We start from the raw sequence: 15836 nt of genomic DNA on the forward strand, positions 1-15836 counted from the left end.
GGCTCACTTGCCCGCCGGGTCCTTCGGCCGCGGGCGCGGGGTGTCGACGGGGCCTCGGCGCACGGCGCCCGGGGCGTTCCAGTCCTGGCGCTTCTTGGCCCGCCGCTTGGCGAGCTCCGAGGACTCCAGCTGGTAGGGCACCGAGGTGACCATCACACCGGGGGTGAAGAGCAGGCGGCCCTTGAGGCGCAGCGCGCTCTGGTTGTGCAGCAGGTGCTCGTACCAGCGGCCGACGACGTACTCGGGGATGTAGACGCTGACGGCGTCGCGCGGGTTCTCGCTGCGCAGCCCCTTGACGTACTCGACGACCGGCCGGGTGATCTCGCGGTACGGAGAGTCGAGGATCTTCAGCGGGACGTTGATCCCGCGCCGCTCCCACTCGGCCTTCAGCGCCTTGGTCTCGTCCGCGTCGACGCTGATGCTGAGCGCCTCCAGGGTGTCCGAGCGGGTCAGCTTGGCGAACGCGAGGGCGCGCAGGGTCGGCTTGTGGACCTTGGAGACCAGGACGATCGAGTGGACCCGGGAGGGGCGCACGCTGTCCTCGCTGGGGCCCTCGGCGGCGGCGATCTCGTTGGCGACCCGGTCGTAGTGCTTGCGGATCGCGGTCATGGTTCCGTAGAAGATCACCATGCCGAGCAGGGCGACCCAGGCGCCGTGGGTGAACTTCGTGGCCAGGACGACGACCAGCACCATGCCGGTGAAGAAGGCGCCGAAGGTGTTGATGGCCCGCGAGCGCTGCATCCGGCGGCGGGCGGCCTGGTCGCGTTCGCTGCGCAGGTGGCGGTTCCAGTGCCGGACCATGCCGATCTGGCTCAGCGTGAAGGAGACGAAGACGCCCACGATGTAGAGCTGGATCAGCTTGGTGGAGTCGGCGTCGTAGATCCACACCAGCAGCATGGCGGCGCCCGCGAGGAGCACGATGCCGTTGGAGAAGGCGAGCCGGTCGCCGCGGGTGTGCAGCTGGCGCGGCAGGTAGCGGTCCTGGGCGAGGATCGAGCCGAGCAGCGGGAAGCCGTTGTAGGCGGTGTTCGCGGCCAGGAACAGGACGAGCGCGGTGGCGGTCGCCAGCACGATGAACAGGAAGCTGCCGTTGCCGAAGACGGCCTCGGCGACCTGGGAGATCACCGGGTGCTGGACGAAGTCGGGTCCGACGGGGACGCCGTTGTCGAGCAGGTTGGTGGCGGGCGACTCGGCCATCCGCACGTTCGTGGACATGGCCAGGCCGATGATCCCGCAGAACATGGTGACGGCCAGGATGCCCATGAGCGCGAGGGTGGTGGCGGCGTTCTTGCTCTTGGGCTTGCGGAAGGCGGGCACGCCGTTGCTGATCGCCTCGACGCCGGTCAGGGCGGCGCAGCCGGAGGAGAAGGCCCGCAGCAGCAGGAAGACGAGGGCGAATCCCGCCAGCCCCTGGTGCTCCGCCTTGATCTCCAGGCCGGCGGTGGGTGCCTCCATGGTGTCGCCCAGCACGAGGCCGCGCCAGGCGCCCCACGCGATCATCACGAACACGGCCCCGACGAACACGTACGTCGGAATGGCGAAGAGTTTCCCGGATTCCTTGACCCCGCGCAGATTCATCAGCGTGAGGAGCAGAATCATGATCATCGCCGAGAGCACCTTGTGCTCGATGACGAAATCGACGGCGGAGCCGAGATTCTCGACGCCCGAGGAGATCGATACGGCCACGGTGAGCACGTAGTCGACGAGCAGTGCGCTCGCGACGGTGAGACCGGCCCGGGGCCCGAGGTTGGTGTTGGCGACCTCGTAGTCACCGCCGCCGCTCGGGTACGCGTGGACGTTCTGCCGGTAGGAGGCGACCACCGTGAACATCAGCACGACGACCGCGACCGCGATCCATGGGCTGAAGTGGTACGCCGACACACCCGCGATCGACAGGACCAGCAGTACCTCGCCGGGGGCGTAGGCCACCGAGGAGAGCGGGTCGGATGCGAACACAGGAAGGGCGATCCGCTTGGGGAGGAGGGTTTCCCCGAGGCGGTCGCTGCGTAGCGCCCGGCCAATCAGGATCCGTTTGGGCACGTCGGTCAGTTTGGACACGCAGAGGATCGTAAGCGTTCGAAATCCGGCTGACGAACCCCCGCCCCCTTATCCGCTGCCACGGGCCCCCAATGCGGCGCCCCGGGAACCCCAAAAGGGCACACTGGTGACCGCCCGTGTGTAGCTTGGGCCATGGTCTGAGACCCTGTTTAGCCAGAGCATGCAATGAGGCTGGTAACCAGCGAGCCGCTGTCAGCCGGAAGGACGGCCGTGCACATCGTCATTATGGGCTGCGGAAGAGTGGGCTCCGCCCTCGCGCAGACCCTGGAACAGCAGGGGCATACGGTCGCGGTCGTCGACCAGGACCCCACCGCATTCCGCCGGCTCGGGGCTTCCTTCGGCGGCCGCCGGGTCACCGGGGTCGGCTTCGACCAGGACACCCTGCGGGAGGCCGGGATCGAGGACGCGGGCGCCTTCGCCGCGGTCAGCAGTGGTGACAATTCCAACATCATCGCCGCCCGCGTCGCCCGGGAGATGTTCGGCGTCGAGAACGTCGCCGCCCGCATCTACGACCCCAAGCGCGCGGAGGTCTACCAGCGCCTCGGCATCCCCACCGTCGCGACCGTGCGGTGGACCGCCGACCAGATGCTGCGGCGCCTCCTGCCCTCGGGCGCCGAGCCGCTGTGGCGCGACCCCAGCGGCGGTGTGCAGCTCGCGGAGGTGCACACCTCCGCCGCCTGGATCGGGCACAAGGTGAGCAAGCTCCAGGAGGAGACGGGCGTGCGCGTCGCGTTCCTCACCCGCCTGGGCGAGGCGATGCTGCCGACTTCGCAGACGGTCCTGCAGGAGGGCGACCTCGTCCACGTGATGATGCGCACGGACGAGATCGACAAGGTTGAGGCGGCCTTCGCCGAGGGGCCCGAGGAGGCACACGCATGAGGGTCGCGATCGCCGGAGCCGGAGCCGTGGGCCGCTCCATCGCGGGCGAGCTGCTGGAGAACGGCCACGAGGTGCTCCTCGTGGACAAGGCGCCGACCGCCATCTCGGTGGAGCGGGTCCCGCAGGCCGAGTGGCTGCTGGCCGACGCCTGCGAGATCACCTCGCTGGACGAGGCCGCGCTGCAGCGCTGCAACGTGGTCATCGCCGCCACCGGTGACGACAAGGTCAACCTGGTCGTCTCCCTCCTCGCCAAGACCGAGTACGGGGTCCCCCGGGTCGTGGCGCGGGTGAACAACCCGAAGAACGAGTGGCTCTTCAACGAGTCCTGGGGCGTCGACGTCGCGGTGTCCACCCCGCGCCTGATGTCGGCCCTCGTCGAGGAGGCCGTCAGCGTCGGCGACCTGGTGCGGCTGCTGCGCTTCAGCCACGGCGACGCCAACCTCGTCGAGCTGACCCTGCCGGCCGACTCCTCGGTCGCGGGCACCCAGATCAGCGAGATCTCCTGGCCGGAGGACACCTCGCTCGTCACGATCATCCGGGGCAACCGGGTGCTCACGCCGCACGGCGAGGAGACCCTGGAGCCCGGCGACGAGCTCCTCTTCGTGGCCGCACAGGCCCGCGAGGAGCAGCTGGAGGACCTCCTCCAGGCCCGTCACTGAGGTACCCGCACGGCGAAGGGGCGGGGAGACCGGATCCGGTCTCCCCGCCCCTTCGCCGTGTCAGACGCCCCGCTCGCGCGCGGCGGCCTTGGCCGCCTTCTCCGCGGCCTCCTCGGCCTCGTACTCGGCGATGACGTCGATCGGCGGCGGCGCCTTCGCGAGGAAGACCCACGTGAAGTACACGGCCAGCACCATCGGCGGCAGCTTCAGCGCGATCAGCACCCAGCCCAGCTGCGTGGCGTCACCCCACCAGTACAGCGGGAAGAGGATCGCGTACTTGGCGAGGAAGATGATGCCCCAGGCCAGGCTGGCCTTGGTGTACGCCTTCTTGCGCCCCGGGTTGCGGGTGCGCCAGGACAGGTTCTCCTTGAAGACCGGTCCGAGGATCACGCCCAGCAGCGGGAAGCCCACGAGCGCCGACAGCGTGAACGCCACGCCGAGGCCGGCGCCGTAGATCATGCCCGGCAGGTAGAAGCCCTTGGCGCTGCCCGTGAACAGGGCGAAGGCCACGCCCACGCCCACGCCGAACACACCGCTGAAGGCGTGTTTGACGGTGTCCTTGCGCAGCAGCCGGACGATCACCAGCAGGACGGCGACCGCGCCCGCCGCGATGGCCGAGGACTTCACGTCCTTGTTGATCGTGTAGATCATCACGAAGAGCAGGCCGGGGAGCATCGTCTCCACGGTGCCCCGGATGCCGCCGAACGCGTCGAAGAGGGCCGCCTGCGTCACGGCCTTCTGGTCGGCCGCGGGGTCCTGCGGATTCGGCGGGGGGGACGAGCGGTCGAATGACGTCACCGGTCAGTGCTCCTGTCCGAGCGGTCGGAGTTCGTACTTCGGGTTGAAGAGGACCCGGCGCCCATGACTCATCGAGATCCGCCCGGAGGCGATCATGCGCCGCCCGGGTTCGATTCCCACGATCGAGCGACGTCCGAGCCACACCACGTCCAGCGGGGCCGAGCCGTCGAAGAGCTCCGCCTCCAGGGCGGGGACGCCCGCCCGGGGACGCAGGGTGACCGTACGCAGGGTTCCGGTCACCTTGACTATCTGGCGGTCGTGGCAGTCGCAGATCCGCGTGCATCCCGCGGCTTCTGCGTCCTCCTGCAGCTCCGCCGAATGCAGCTCCTCCTGGGAGGTGGACAGCCGTTCGATCATCCGGCGGAACCGGCCCGCCGGCCGGGCCGGCTTCGCGGGCTTCTCGGGACGCGGTTCAGCACTCATACCGGAAGCCTACCGGCGCCCCCGCTACCTCTCGAAGCGGTATCCCATGCCCGGTTCGGTGATGAAGTGGCGGGGGTGCGAGGGGTCGGCCTCCAGCTTGCGGCGCAGTTGCGCCATGTAGACCCGCAGGTAGTTGCTCTCCGTCCCGTACGAGGGCCCCCAGACCTCCTGGAGCAGCTGCTTCTGGCTGACGAGCTTCCCGCCGTTGCGGACCAGCACCTCCAGCAGGTGCCACTCGGTGGGGGTCAGGCGTACGTCGCGCCCCTCGCGCACCGCCTTCTTGGCGGCGAGGTCCACGGTGAACCCCTCGGTCTCCACCACCACCTCGTCCTCGCCCGCCCCGGCCGCCGGCTCGGCCCGGCGCACGGCCGCGCGCAGGCGGGCCAGCAGCTCGTCCATGCCGAAGGGCTTGGTGACGTAGTCGTCGGCGCCCGCGTCGAGGGCCTCGACCTTCTCGTCGGAGCTGTGCCGGGCGGAGAGCACCAGGATGGGCACCCGGGTCCAGCCCCGCAGCCCCCTGATCACCTCGACGCCGTCCATGTCGGGGAGGCCGAGGTCGAGGACGACCACGTCGGGGTGGCGGGCCGCCGCGAGCTCCAGGGCCTGGGCCCCGTCGGCGGCGGCGTCGACCTCGTACCGGCGCGCCTTCAGGTTGATCACGAGGGCTCGGACGATCTGCGGCTCGTCGTCCACCACGAGCACCCGGGTCATTGGGGTCCTGCTTTCTGTCGTTCGGAGTGGTCCCCGGCTCCCTGCGGAGCCGGGGCCGGTGTCTGTCCTGCTCGTACCGCGGACGCCGAGCGCTCCGGGCGCCCCACGCGGTCGACGCCGCCCGGGCCCGGCCCGGTTCCGGCGGCGTCCCGCGCCGCCCCGTCCGGCGCCGCCCCGTCCCCGGCCGGCGCGTCCCGGGTCGCCGCGCGCAGGGTGAGCACCATCGTCAGACCGCCCCCGGGGGTGTCCTCGGCGGCGAGGGTGCCGTCCATCGCCTCGGCGAAGCCCCGGGCCACGGCCAGCCCGAGGCCCACCCCGGTGCCGCGCGGGGCGTCCCCGTACCGCTGGAAGGGGGCGAAGATCCTGTCCTTGGCCTCGTCCGGCACCCCGCGCCCCCGGTCGACGACCCGGACCTCGACCCGGTCGCCGAGGAAGCTGGCCGCGACGAGCACGGGCTGCCCGCGGGGGCTGTACTTGACGGCGTTCTCCACGATGTTGGCCACGCTGCGCTCCAGCAGCCCCGGGTCCACGGCCACCATCGGCAGGGATTCCGGGACGTCCAGCAGCACGCTGTCCTCCGGTACGCCGCCCAGCGCCATCGGAACCACCTCGTCGAGGTCGATCTCCCGGATCAGCGGGGTCACGGTGCCGGTCTGGAGGCGGGACATGTCCAGCAGGTTGCCCACGAGGTGGTCCAGCCGGTCGGCGCCGTCCTCGATCCCCTCGAGCAGCTCGGCCCGGTCCTCCTCGGACCACTCCACGTCATCGGAGCGCAGCGAGCTGACGGAGGCCTTGATGGAGGCCAAGGGCGTCCGCAGGTCGTGGCTGACGGCGGCCAGCAGGGCCGTCCGGATCCGGTTGCCCTCGGCCAGCCGGCGGGCCTCCTCGGCCTCCCCGACGAGCCGCTGGCGGTCCAGCACCACGGCGGCCTGGGCGGCGAACGCGCCGAGCACCCGGCGGTCCTCGGCGGGCAGCACCCGGCCGGACAGGGCCAGCGCCATGTGGTCGCCGATCGGCATGTCCACATCGGCGTCCTCGGGCCGGGCGGCCGGCGCCGGGCCCACGCTGCCGGCCCGGGTCCAGGGCTCGACGTCCCCGGCCCGCTCCAGCAGGGCCACGGACTCCATCGCGAAGGTCTCGCGCACCCGCTCCAGCAGCGCGTCCAGGGCGGTCTCGCCGCGCAGCACGCTCCCGGCGAGGAAGGAGAGGATCTCGGACTCCGCGCGCAGCCGGGCTGCCTGGTGCGTGCGCCGGGCCGCCAGGTCCACCACGGAGGCGACCGAGACCGCGACCCCGAAGAACACGGCGATGGCCATGATGTTGCGCGGGTCGGAGACCGTGAACCGGTGTACCGGAGGGGCGAAGTAGTAGTTCAGCAGCAGCGAGCCGAAGGCGGCCGAGGCCAGGGCCGGCCAGAGCCCGCCCACCAGCGCGGCCGCCACCGTCAGGGCGAGGAAGAGGAGCATCTCGTTGGCCAGGCCCGGGTTCGCGCTGATGTGCGTGAGCAGGACGCACAGCAGCGCGGGGAGGACCACCCCGACCAGCCAGCCGGCCACGATCCTGGGCCGTCCGAGCCGGGCGGTCGAGCGGGTCACCGGCAGCCCGCGGCCCCGGGCCACCTCCTCGTGGGTGACGATGTGCACGTCGAGGTCGGGACCCGAGTCGCGGGCCACGGTGGCACCCACGCCCGGCCCGAGCACGTATTGCCAGGCCTTGCGGCGGCTGGAGCCCAGCACGACCTGGGTGGCGTTGACCCCGCGGGCGAATTCCAGGAGGGATTCGGGGATGTTGTCGCCGATCACATGGTGAAACGTTCCGCCAAGGTCTTCGACCAGGGTCCGCTGGACCGCGAGCTCCTTCGGCGAGGCCGAGGTGAGCCCGTCGCTGCGCGCGATGTAGACGGCGAGGACCTCGCTGCCGGAGGCCTTGGCGGCCATCCGGGAGGCCCGCCGGATCAGCGTGCGCCCCTCCGGCCCGCCGGTGAGTCCGACGACGATCCGCTCACGGGCCTGCCAGGTCGAGCGGATGCCGTGCTCGCCCCGGTACTCCTGGAGGTACTCGTCCACCCGGTCGGCCACCCACAGCAGCGCCAGCTCGCGCAGCGCGGTGAGGTTCCCCGGCCGGAAGTAGTTCGACAGGGCCGCGTCGACCTTGTCGGGCCGGTAGATGTTGCCGTGGGCCATCCGGCGGCGCAGGGCCTGCGGGGACATGTCGACGAGTTCGATCTGGTCGGCCCGCCGGACCACCTCGTCCGGGACGGTCTCGCGCTGGCGCACCCCGGTGATCGACTCGACCACGTCGCCGAGCGACTCCAGGTGCTGGATGTTGACGGTGGACACCACGTCGATCCCGGCCCGGAGCAGTTCCTCGACGTCCTGCCAGCGCTTGGCGTTGCGCGAGCCGGGGACGTTGGTGTGGGCGAGCTCGTCCACCAGAGCGACGGCCGGCCGCCGCGCCAGCACCGCGTCCACGTCCATCTCGGTGAAGGACGCACCCCGGTACGCGAGCTCCTTGCGCGGCACCTGTTCGAGTCCGTGCAGCATCACCTCGGTGCGCGCCCGCCCGTGGTGCTCGACGAAGCCGACGACGCAGTCGCCGCCCCGCTCCACCCGGCGGTGGCCCTCCGAGAGCATGGCGTACGTCTTGCCCACACCGGGTGCCGCGCCGAGATAGATCCTTAGCCTGCCGCGTCCCATGCGCTCATTCTCCGGGACATCGCCGCAGTTCACGCACCGATCGGTCGCCCCGGACCCATCCCTGACGCATCCCTGACGCGTCGGACGCCCGGCACGCGGGGCCGGCGGGGCCCGCACGGCGGGACGGGAACGCCGGCCCACCGTCGCCGGGGAACACGCAGGCCGGCGGGCCCCGCACCGTGGAGTGCGGGGCCCGCCGGCCATGGGTGCAGCCCCGGGGACCTCACGGTCCTGCGGGGTCCCCGACGGTCAGCGGACCTCGGTGATCTCCGGGCCGCGCTCCAGCTGGCCCATGCCGCCGGAGAAGCGGGAGCCCTCCTGGTCCTCGGCCGTCTGCACGCCGTCCGGCACCATCTGGGCGTCGTTCGGCAGCTTCAGGACGATGGGGTCGCGCGGGGCCATCGGGCCCTCGCCGCGCAGGACGACGGTCTCCCGGAAGATGTTTTCCAGCACGCCGGCCGACTCCGGGCGCACCGCGCCCTGGCCGGAGATGACGCCGCGCAGGAACCAGCGGGGGCCGTCGACGCCGACGAAGCGCACCAGCTGGGCGCCCGTCTGGCCGTCGGGCAGCGGAACGGGGACCTGCGCGCGCAGTTCCCAGCCCAGCGGGCCCTCGACCTCGTCGATGATGCCGCCCTGCTGGGTGATCCCCGAGGCGATCTCCTCGCGGACCTCGCCCCAGATGCCCTCCTTCTTGGGCGCGGCGAAGGCCTGGAGCTGCACCGCGCTGTCGCCGAGGACCACGGTCGCGGCCACGATCGCGTCACCGGCGACCTCGACGCGCAGTTCCATGCCCTCGACGCCGGGTACGAGGATGCCGCCCAGGTCGACGCGGCCGTCGGCCGGGTTGCCGGGCACCTCGGAAACGTCCCACGGGCCGTCGGGACGCGGGGCCGGAGGCAGGTTCAGCCTGCGCGGCTCGGCGGAGTCGAGTCCGTCGGCGGGCTCATCGGCGCGCACGCCGTCGACCTGCTCGGCCGCGCCGCCGTCCTTGACGGAGTCGTTCTTCTTGCGACGTCCGAACACGTCACTGTCCTTCCCGGTCGGTTACGACCGAAGCGTAGCCATTCCCACCCTGCTGACCAGCGCCGGATCCGGCCACGGCCGCATGACCGCCGGTGGAGCCGAACCCCCCGTCGGCCCGGGCCGAGCCGGGAAGCTCCTCCACCTCGTGGAAGCGCACCTTCTCGACCCGCTGGACAACCAGCTGGGCAATGCGGTCGAAACGCTCGAACCTGACGCTCTCGCGAGGGTCGAGATTGACCACGATCACCTTGATTTCCCCACGGTACCCGGCATCCACCGTCCCCGGGGCATTCACGAGCGCGAGCCCGCAGCGGGCGGCCAGGCCCGAGCGCGGGTGCACGAAGGCGGCGTACCCGTCGGGCAGGGCGATGGAGACGCCGGTGGGCAGGACGGCCCGCTCCCCGGGTTCCAGCTCGGCGGCGACCGTGGTGACCAGGTCGCAGCCGGCGTCGCCTGGGTGACCGTAGGACGGGAGGGGCACCTCGGGGTCGACGCGGCGGATCAGCACGTCGACGTCATGGCGGGGTGCGGGGTTGTTCTGGGACATCAGGGGTTCACCTCGAAGGCGCGGGTGCGCCTGACCTGGTCCGGGTCGGCCATCGCCGCCCGGATCTCCTCGGGCCGACCGTTGTCGATGAAGTGGTCGACCTTCACCTCGATGAAGAGCGCGTCCGCGCGGACGGCGACCGGGCCGTCCGGGCCGCCTATCCGGCCCACCGCCGTGGAGTAGATCTTCCGTCCGGCGACGGCGGTGACCTCGGCCTCCAGGTACAGCACGGTGTCCACGGGCACGGGCCGCACGAAGTCCGTCTCCAGCCGGCCGGTCACCGCGATCACGCGCAGCAGCCAGTTCAGGGAGCCGAGCGTCTCGTCGAGCGCGGTGGCCAGGACCCCGCCGTGGGCCAGTCCGGGCGCGCCCTGGTGAGCGGGCCTGACGGTGAACTCGGCGGTGATGCGCACGCCCTCACCGGCGCGGGCCTCCAGATGGAGCCCGTGCGGCTGTCCCCCGCCGCACCCGAAACAGTGTTCGTAGTGCGCGCCGAGGAGCTCGCCGGGTGCCGGTGCGTCGGGATGCCGGACCGGCGCGGCGGCATCGGCCGGGGGCGTCAACGCTGTGTTTCGTCCACTCACAGCCGCTGACCTTACCCGCGCGGCTACCCGCCGGTCGCCTCGTGGCAGGCTTGCGTGTATGCAGCTCTCCCCCGCGCACCACGACGAACGACTGTCCGCCCCCCGCTCCTGGTGGGGCATCGCCGCCCTGACCGGGCTGGCGTGCGCGCTGACGCTGCTCCCGCTGGGCACCCTGCCGCTGCTGGCCGGGCTGGTGGGCGGGACGGCACTGGCGGCGCTGCTGGTCAGTTCGTACGGTTCCGCGCGCGTGCGCGTGGTGAACGGCTCGCTGGCTGCGGGCGAGGCGCGGATCCCGGTGACGGCGCTCGGCGAACCGGAGGTCCTGGAGGCGGAGGAGGCCCGCGCCTGGCGCACGTACAAGGCCGACGTCCGCGCCTTCATGCTGATGCGCAGCTACGTGCCCACGGCGGTCCGCGTCGAGGTCACCGACCCGGCGGACCCGACGCCCTACGTGTACGTGTCCACCCGCGAGCCCCGGGCCCTGGTGGCGGCGATCCGCGCGGCGCAGGCCGCCCCGGCCACCGGCGCCTGAGGGCCGCGGGCGTCCGGGCCCGGCTCCGGTCCTCGGGCCGCGCCGCGGCGGCGGGTCTTCAGCGCGGCTCGCGCTCCGGGCCTTCGAGTACGGGCCTGCGTGCCCCGGGAAGGGGCTGGGAGGGGCCGTCAAGGGGCCGGGGGTGCGGGAGGTACTCCCAGGGCACGGCCCGTCCGCGCAGGTCCGTACGCACCTTCTCGGCGAGTTTCCGGGTGTCCCGGCGGTTCATGACCGCGCCGACGGCCGCGCCGACCATGAACGGCATCAGGTTGGGCAGGTTGCGGAACATCCGCTTCATGATCTGCTGGCGCAGTTCGCGCTTCATCTGCCCGCCGAGCGCCGCGTTCAGCGTGGTCGGCTTGGTCAGGTCGATCCCGCGCTCCTCGGTCCATGCCGTCAGGTAGGCGGAGGTGCGGTCCTTCAGGGCGCCGGGCGGCCGCTGCCCGTAGACCTCGTGGAGCTCGGCGACGAGCTTGAGTTCGATCGCGGCGACGGCGGTGATCTCCGCGGCCAGCTCCGCCGGCATGGCGGGCGGAACCGGCAGCATCGCCGCGGCGCCGATGCCCGCGCCCACCGTGGAGGTGGCGTGGGCGGCCCCGGAGATCAGCTTGTCGGCCAGTTGATCGGGGTCGAGACCCGGGAACTGCACGCGCAGGGTCGCGAGGTCCCGTACCGGAACGCGCGGTGCGTTCTCGATGATGCGGTCGGCGATGTACAGGGCGGCGGCCTTCGCGCTTTCGCCGCCCTTGCGCACACCGTTCCTGACGGCCTGCATCCGGCCGGTCCCGGGCTTGCGCTCCCGGGACCCCTCGTCGGCCGCTGTGGCCGGCGGCACCGCCTGGGCGGTGCCGAAGGGCACGACGGTCGTGTCGAGGGGCGGGGCGGCGGGGGTGCCGGGGCCCGTTTCCGGGCCCGTGGCCACCACGCTCGTCTCCGCCGGACCGCCGGATTTCCGCAAGCGTCGCTTCCGAAAGGGCGTCGAGCCGGTCACCGCCGAGCCTCAGTCGCAGTCGCGGCAGATCGGCTGGCCGTTCTTCTCCCGTGCCAGCTGGCTGCGGTGGTGCACCAGGAAGCAGCTCATGCAGGTGAACTCGTCCGCCTGCTTCGGGAGGACCCGGACGGCCAGTTCCTCGTTGGAAAGGTCCGCACCGGGAAGCTCCAGGCTCTCGGCGCCGTCGAAGTCCTCGACGTCGACGTTCGAGGACGACTTCTCGCTGCGCCGGGCCTTCAGCTCTTCGATGCTGTCGTTGTCGACGTCATCGTCGGTCTTGCGTGGGGTGTCGTAGTCCGTTGCCATTTTTTCGCTCTCCCCCTCTGGGATTTAGCGGTGTCTCAGCGCACGTAACGCGCGAGAGGCCGGACTTGTGCCCGACCTGAGGCGGAGATTTTGCCTCACATCAAGGTCTGTTACTCAATCGACACCCAGCCGCACGCCCGAAGGAGCTTGTGGCTGGGATGACGACCGGGACCGTACACGGTCCGGGGGCCGTCTTGCACAAACGCCACCCCGTGTATTTCCCGCCATCAAGGGGGCCGGAAACCCGGACTTCCCGGGCTTTCCGGCCTCACCGGCATCACTGAACGCACATGACCGGACACTCGGCAATGTGATCGATCACACAACTACCGCCTGTCGCCCCGCCCCGCCATTCCGCTGACAGCGAACACGGTTCCAGGTGGATCAAAGGGGCAACGTGACACGCATCACGAGGCCACCGCCCTCGCGCGGCGTCGCGAGGATGCGGCCGCCGTGTGCGCGCGCCACGGAGCGCGCGATCGACAGGCCGAGCCCGACACCCTTGTCGCTGCCCGTGCGCTCCGTACGCAGCCGCCTGAAGGGCTCGAAGAGGTTGTCCACCTCGTACGCGGGAACCACCGGCCCCGTGTTCGAGACGAGGAGCACCGCCTGGCCGTGCTGGACCTCGGTCGTGACCTCCACCCAGCCGTCCTCCGGCACGTTGTAGCGGACGGCGTTCTGCACCAGGTTGAGGGCGATCCGCTCCAGCAGGACGCCGTTGCCCTGGACCACGGCCAGCGCCCGCTCGCCGCGGATCTCCACGCCCTTGGCCGCGGCCTCCCCGCGCGCCTGGTCGATGGCGCGCGAGGCGACCTCCGCCAGGTCGACCGGTTTGCGTTCGACGATCTGGTTCTCGCTGCGCGCCAGCAGCAGCAGGCCCTCGACGAGCTGCTCGCTGCGCTCGTTGGTGGCCAGCAGGGTCTTGCCCAGTTGCTGGAGCTCCACCGGCGCTCCGGGATCCGAGAGGTGGACCTCCAGCAGCGTCCGGTTGATCGCCAGCGGGGTTCTCAGCTCGTGCGAGGCGTTGGCCACGAACCGTTGCTGGGCCGTGAAGGCCCGCTCCAGCCGGTCCAGCATCTCGTCGAAGGTGTCGGCCAGCTCCTTCAGCTCGTCGTCCGGCCCGTCCAGCTCGATCCGCCGGGTCAGGTCGGATCCGACCACCCGGCGGGCGGTACGGGTGATCTTGCCCAGCGGCGAGAGCACCCGGCCGGCCATCGCGTAGCCGAAGGCGAAGGCGATGATGCTGAGGCCCAGCAGGGCCATCAGCGAGCGGCGCAGCAGGTCGTCCAGGGCGTGCTTGCGCTGGTCGAGGATGCACTGGCCGATCGCGGCGTTGAACTGGTCGATCGACTGGTCGATCCCCACGCCGGAGCAGGTGGTGCTGGAGACCTCGACCTTCTGACCGCCCACGATCTTGAACGGGAGCGCGTTGCCCTCCCGCAGCGCCTGGGCGGCCAGCAGGTAGATGATCGACAGGAGCAGGATCCCGGCGATCAGGAACATGCCGCCGTACAGCAGCGTGAGCCGTATCCGGATGGTCGGTCGCAGCCAAGGGAAGGGACCCTCGGGCTGGCCGGGGTCCCAGGTCGGTTTCGGTGGCGCCGCCGGTGGCGCGGGGGTCGCGGCCATCCGGTCAGATCCGATATCCGGAGCCGGGCACCGTCACGATGACGGGCGGCTCGCCGAGTTTGCGGCGCAGGGTCATGACGGTCACCCGGACCACGTTGGTGAACGGGTCGGTGTTCTCGTCCCAGGCCTTCTCCAGCAGCTGCTCGGCGGAGACCACGGTCCCCTCGCTGCGCATGAGCACCTCCAGCACCGCGAACTCCTTCGGCGCCAGCTGGACCTCCCGGCCCTCCCGGAACACCTCGCGCCGGTTGGGGTCCAGCTTGATCCCGGCCCGCTCCAGCACCGGCGGCAGCGCCACGGTCGTCCGCCGGCCCAGCGCCCGGACGCGGGCGGTCAGCTCGGTGAAGGCGAAGGGCTTGGGCAGGTAGTCGTCCGCCCCCAGCTCCAGGCCCTCGACCCGGTCGCTCACGTCGCCGGAGGCGGTGAGCATGAGCACCCGGGTGGGCATGCCGAGTTCGATGATCCGGCGGCAGACGTCGTCGCCGTGCACCAGGGGAAGGTCCCGGTCGAGCACGACCACGTCGTAGTCGTTCACCCCGACGCGCTCCAGGGCCGCGGCGCCGTCGTACACGACGTCCACGGCCATGGCCTCCCGGCGCAGGCCGGTGGCCACCGCATCGGCGAGCAGCTGCTCGTCCTCGACGACGAGTACGCGCACGTCGTTTCCTTCCTTCGAGCCCAGAAGGGCACACGTGTATTGCGCCTCCATCCTGCCGGTTTCGGCCGTAAACCGGCTGTAAGGCGCCCCTGGGGCCGTCCGGGGAGGCGATCACGGGGTGGACGAGGGGTGTGGATGGGGTGGAGGTGAGGATTCCCTCGCCCTACGAGGTTTCTGGGACCGGGGTGCCGGGGAGGACGTCAGCACACCCCAACCACTCCCTGACGGCGGACTGCCCCGTGCTCGTCCGTCGCCGACCCACGAAGAGGGGGCGCACCCACCATGGACGCATTCACCGCGGGTCTTCTGCAGCGCATCAAAGCCACGCAGTCGGACCTCAGCAAGGCCCGTGAGACGGGCGACGACCACCTCGCGGATGTGGAGCAGGCCGAGCTGGAAGATCTCCAGCGGCTCGCGGCGGAACACGGCGTCGCCGTGTCCGCCGCCTGACCCGTCGGCAACGGAACACAGGCTCGACCGGGCCCCGGCCGCCGTCCTCGGCGGCCGGGGCCCGTTCCGTGCCGTCAGTCGTGCCAGGCGCCGGCTTCCTCCAGCAGCGGCTGGAGCGAGGCGAACACCGCCGGGGACGCCGCGAGCGTCAGCTCGAAGGACGCGGGCTCCCCGGGCCGGCCGCCCGTCAGCGCGCCGGCCTCCCGCGCGATCAGCTCACCCGCGGCCAGGTCCCACGGATTGAGCCCGCGCTCGTAGTGCCCGTCGAGGCGCCCCGCGGCCACGTCGCACAGGTCCAGCGCCGCCGAGCCGCCCCGCCGGATGTCCCGGACCAGCGGGATGATCCGCTGTGCGACCTCCGCCTGGTGGGCCCGCCTCGTCTGGACGTACCCGAAGCCGGTGCTGAGCAGCGCCTGGTCCAGCGGCGCGTCGGCCCGGCAGGACAGCCGCTCGCCGCCCGCCCACGCGCCGCCCCCGAGCACGGCGTGGTACGTCTCGCCGCGCATCGGCGCCGCGACGACCCCGACCACGGTCTCGCCGCGGTACTCGGCGGCGATGGAGACGCCCCAGCTCGGCAGCCCGTAGAGGTAGTTCACCGTGCCGTCCAGCGGGTCGATGACCCAGCGGACCCCGCTCGTGCCCGGGGTGTCGGACCCCTCCTCGCCGAGCAGGCCGTCCGCGGGCCTGCGCTCCGCGAGCAGGCCCGTGATGAGCTTCTCGGCCGCGATGTCCATCTCGGTCACCACGTCGATCGGGCTGCTCTTCGTCGCCGCCACCGCCAGGTCGGCGGGGCGCCCGTCGCGCAGCAGCTCACCCGCCTGCCGGGCGGCCTCCCGGGCCACTTCCAGCAGTTCGGCCTTCAACTCTTCGGAGATCACGTTCCCACTCC

At 71.6% G+C, this 15836-nt stretch carries 17 protein-coding genes; 4 read left to right on the forward strand and 13 right to left on the reverse strand.

The annotated features are described in order from the left end of the window. Positions 1 to 3: 3 nt before the first annotated feature. Positions 4 to 2058 (reverse strand): APC family permease, encoded by a 2055-nt coding sequence (locus tag ABZW32_RS00815; RefSeq protein ID WP_356209391.1) that lies wholly within the window; start codon positions 2056 to 2058, stop codon positions 4 to 6. A 210-nt stretch (positions 2059 to 2268) separates the two neighbouring features. On the opposite strand from ABZW32_RS00815, the gene ABZW32_RS00820 reads away from it, so the two are divergent. Both ABZW32_RS00820 and ABZW32_RS00825 read left to right on the forward strand, forming a co-directional pair. Further along, positions 2269 to 2937, forward strand: coding sequence for a TrkA family potassium uptake protein (locus ABZW32_RS00820; protein WP_266842945.1), 669 nt, complete (start codon positions 2269 to 2271; stop codon positions 2935 to 2937). Beyond that, a complete protein-coding gene (locus ABZW32_RS00825) occupies positions 2934 to 3596 on the forward strand; it encodes a TrkA family potassium uptake protein (RefSeq protein WP_266842943.1) in 663 nt (220 codons plus the stop codon). The genes ABZW32_RS00820 and ABZW32_RS00825 overlap by 4 nt, the downstream gene beginning before the upstream one ends. 60 nt (positions 3597 to 3656) lie before the next feature. On the opposite strand, the gene ABZW32_RS00830 is transcribed toward ABZW32_RS00825, so the two are convergent. The 7 genes from ABZW32_RS00830 to ABZW32_RS00860 all read right to left on the reverse strand — a co-directional run bounded on the left by ABZW32_RS00830 (position 3657) and on the right by ABZW32_RS00860 (position 10381). After that, positions 3657 to 4394 carry a DUF3159 domain-containing protein gene (locus ABZW32_RS00830; protein WP_356209396.1) on the reverse strand — a complete coding sequence of 246 codons (738 nt, stop codon included), beginning with the start codon at positions 4392 to 4394 and terminating at the stop codon, positions 3657 to 3659. Positions 4395 to 4397: 3 nt separating this feature from the next. Next, positions 4398 to 4817 carry an OB-fold nucleic acid binding domain-containing protein gene (locus tag ABZW32_RS00835; RefSeq protein WP_078950496.1) on the reverse strand — a complete coding sequence of 140 codons (420 nt, stop codon included), beginning with the start codon at positions 4815 to 4817 and terminating at the stop codon, positions 4398 to 4400. A gap of 24 nt (positions 4818 to 4841) precedes the next feature. Further along, positions 4842 to 5528: a response regulator gene (locus tag ABZW32_RS00840; RefSeq protein ID WP_266842937.1), complete on the reverse strand. Its 687-nt coding sequence runs from the start codon at positions 5526 to 5528 to the stop codon at positions 4842 to 4844. After that, on the reverse strand, positions 5525 to 8224 hold the full coding sequence (locus ABZW32_RS00845; RefSeq protein WP_356209400.1) for a sensor histidine kinase KdpD: 2700 nt from the start codon (positions 8222 to 8224) through the stop codon (positions 5525 to 5527). The genes ABZW32_RS00840 and ABZW32_RS00845 overlap by 4 nt, the downstream gene beginning before the upstream one ends. 249 nt (positions 8225 to 8473) lie before the next feature. Continuing rightward, positions 8474 to 9250, reverse strand: a complete 777-nt coding sequence (locus tag ABZW32_RS00850) for a DUF3710 domain-containing protein (RefSeq protein WP_356209402.1) — start codon at positions 9248 to 9250, stop codon at positions 8474 to 8476. A gap of 1 nt (position 9251) precedes the next feature. After that, on the reverse strand, positions 9252 to 9797 hold the full coding sequence (gene dut, locus ABZW32_RS00855) for a dUTP diphosphatase (protein ID WP_356209405.1): 546 nt from the start codon (positions 9795 to 9797) through the stop codon (positions 9252 to 9254). Further along, positions 9797 to 10381: a PaaI family thioesterase gene (locus ABZW32_RS00860; RefSeq protein ID WP_030235187.1), complete on the reverse strand. Its 585-nt coding sequence runs from the start codon at positions 10379 to 10381 to the stop codon at positions 9797 to 9799. Before ABZW32_RS00860 ends, dut begins: the two co-directional genes overlap by 1 nt. Before the next feature lie 58 nt (positions 10382 to 10439). Here ABZW32_RS00860 and ABZW32_RS00865 point away from each other — a divergent pair, with 58 nt between their 5' ends. Beyond that, positions 10440 to 10913: a DUF3093 domain-containing protein gene (locus ABZW32_RS00865; protein WP_356209409.1), complete on the forward strand. Its 474-nt coding sequence runs from the start codon at positions 10440 to 10442 to the stop codon at positions 10911 to 10913. Between the two features lie 58 nt (positions 10914 to 10971). On the opposite strand, the gene ABZW32_RS00870 is transcribed toward ABZW32_RS00865, so the two are convergent. The 4 genes from ABZW32_RS00870 to ABZW32_RS00885 form a co-directional block, all read right to left on the reverse strand. Next, positions 10972 to 11904 (reverse strand): hypothetical protein, encoded by a 933-nt coding sequence (locus ABZW32_RS00870; protein WP_356209412.1) that lies wholly within the window; start codon positions 11902 to 11904, stop codon positions 10972 to 10974. Between the two features lie 9 nt (positions 11905 to 11913). After that, complete coding sequence (locus tag ABZW32_RS00875; RefSeq protein WP_030235196.1) at positions 11914 to 12210, reverse strand: DUF4193 domain-containing protein; 297 nt, start codon at positions 12208 to 12210, stop codon at positions 11914 to 11916. A gap of 384 nt (positions 12211 to 12594) precedes the next feature. Continuing rightward, a complete protein-coding gene (locus ABZW32_RS00880; protein WP_356209415.1) occupies positions 12595 to 13839 on the reverse strand; it encodes a HAMP domain-containing sensor histidine kinase in 1245 nt (414 codons plus the stop codon). Positions 13840 to 13843: 4 nt separating this feature from the next. Next, a complete protein-coding gene (locus ABZW32_RS00885) occupies positions 13844 to 14497 on the reverse strand; it encodes a response regulator transcription factor (RefSeq protein WP_266573503.1) in 654 nt (217 codons plus the stop codon). Positions 14498 to 14779: 282 nt separating this feature from the next. Between ABZW32_RS00885 and ABZW32_RS00890 the strand changes: the two genes are divergently transcribed. Further along, positions 14780 to 14947: a hypothetical protein gene (locus ABZW32_RS00890; RefSeq protein ID WP_356209418.1), complete on the forward strand. Its 168-nt coding sequence runs from the start codon at positions 14780 to 14782 to the stop codon at positions 14945 to 14947. Positions 14948 to 15021: 74 nt separating this feature from the next. Here the strand turns inward: ABZW32_RS00890 and ABZW32_RS00895 are convergent, their stop codons facing one another. After that, the gene (locus tag ABZW32_RS00895; protein ID WP_356209542.1) at positions 15022 to 15822 is read right to left on the reverse strand and encodes an inositol monophosphatase family protein; all 801 of its coding nucleotides are present in this window, start codon (positions 15820 to 15822) and stop codon (positions 15022 to 15024) included. Between the last annotated feature and the right edge of the window lie 14 nt (positions 15823 to 15836).

The sequence above is a fragment of the Streptomyces sp. NPDC004667 genome (assembly GCF_040609475.1).
Taxonomy (GTDB): domain Bacteria; phylum Actinomycetota; class Actinomycetes; order Streptomycetales; family Streptomycetaceae; genus Streptomyces.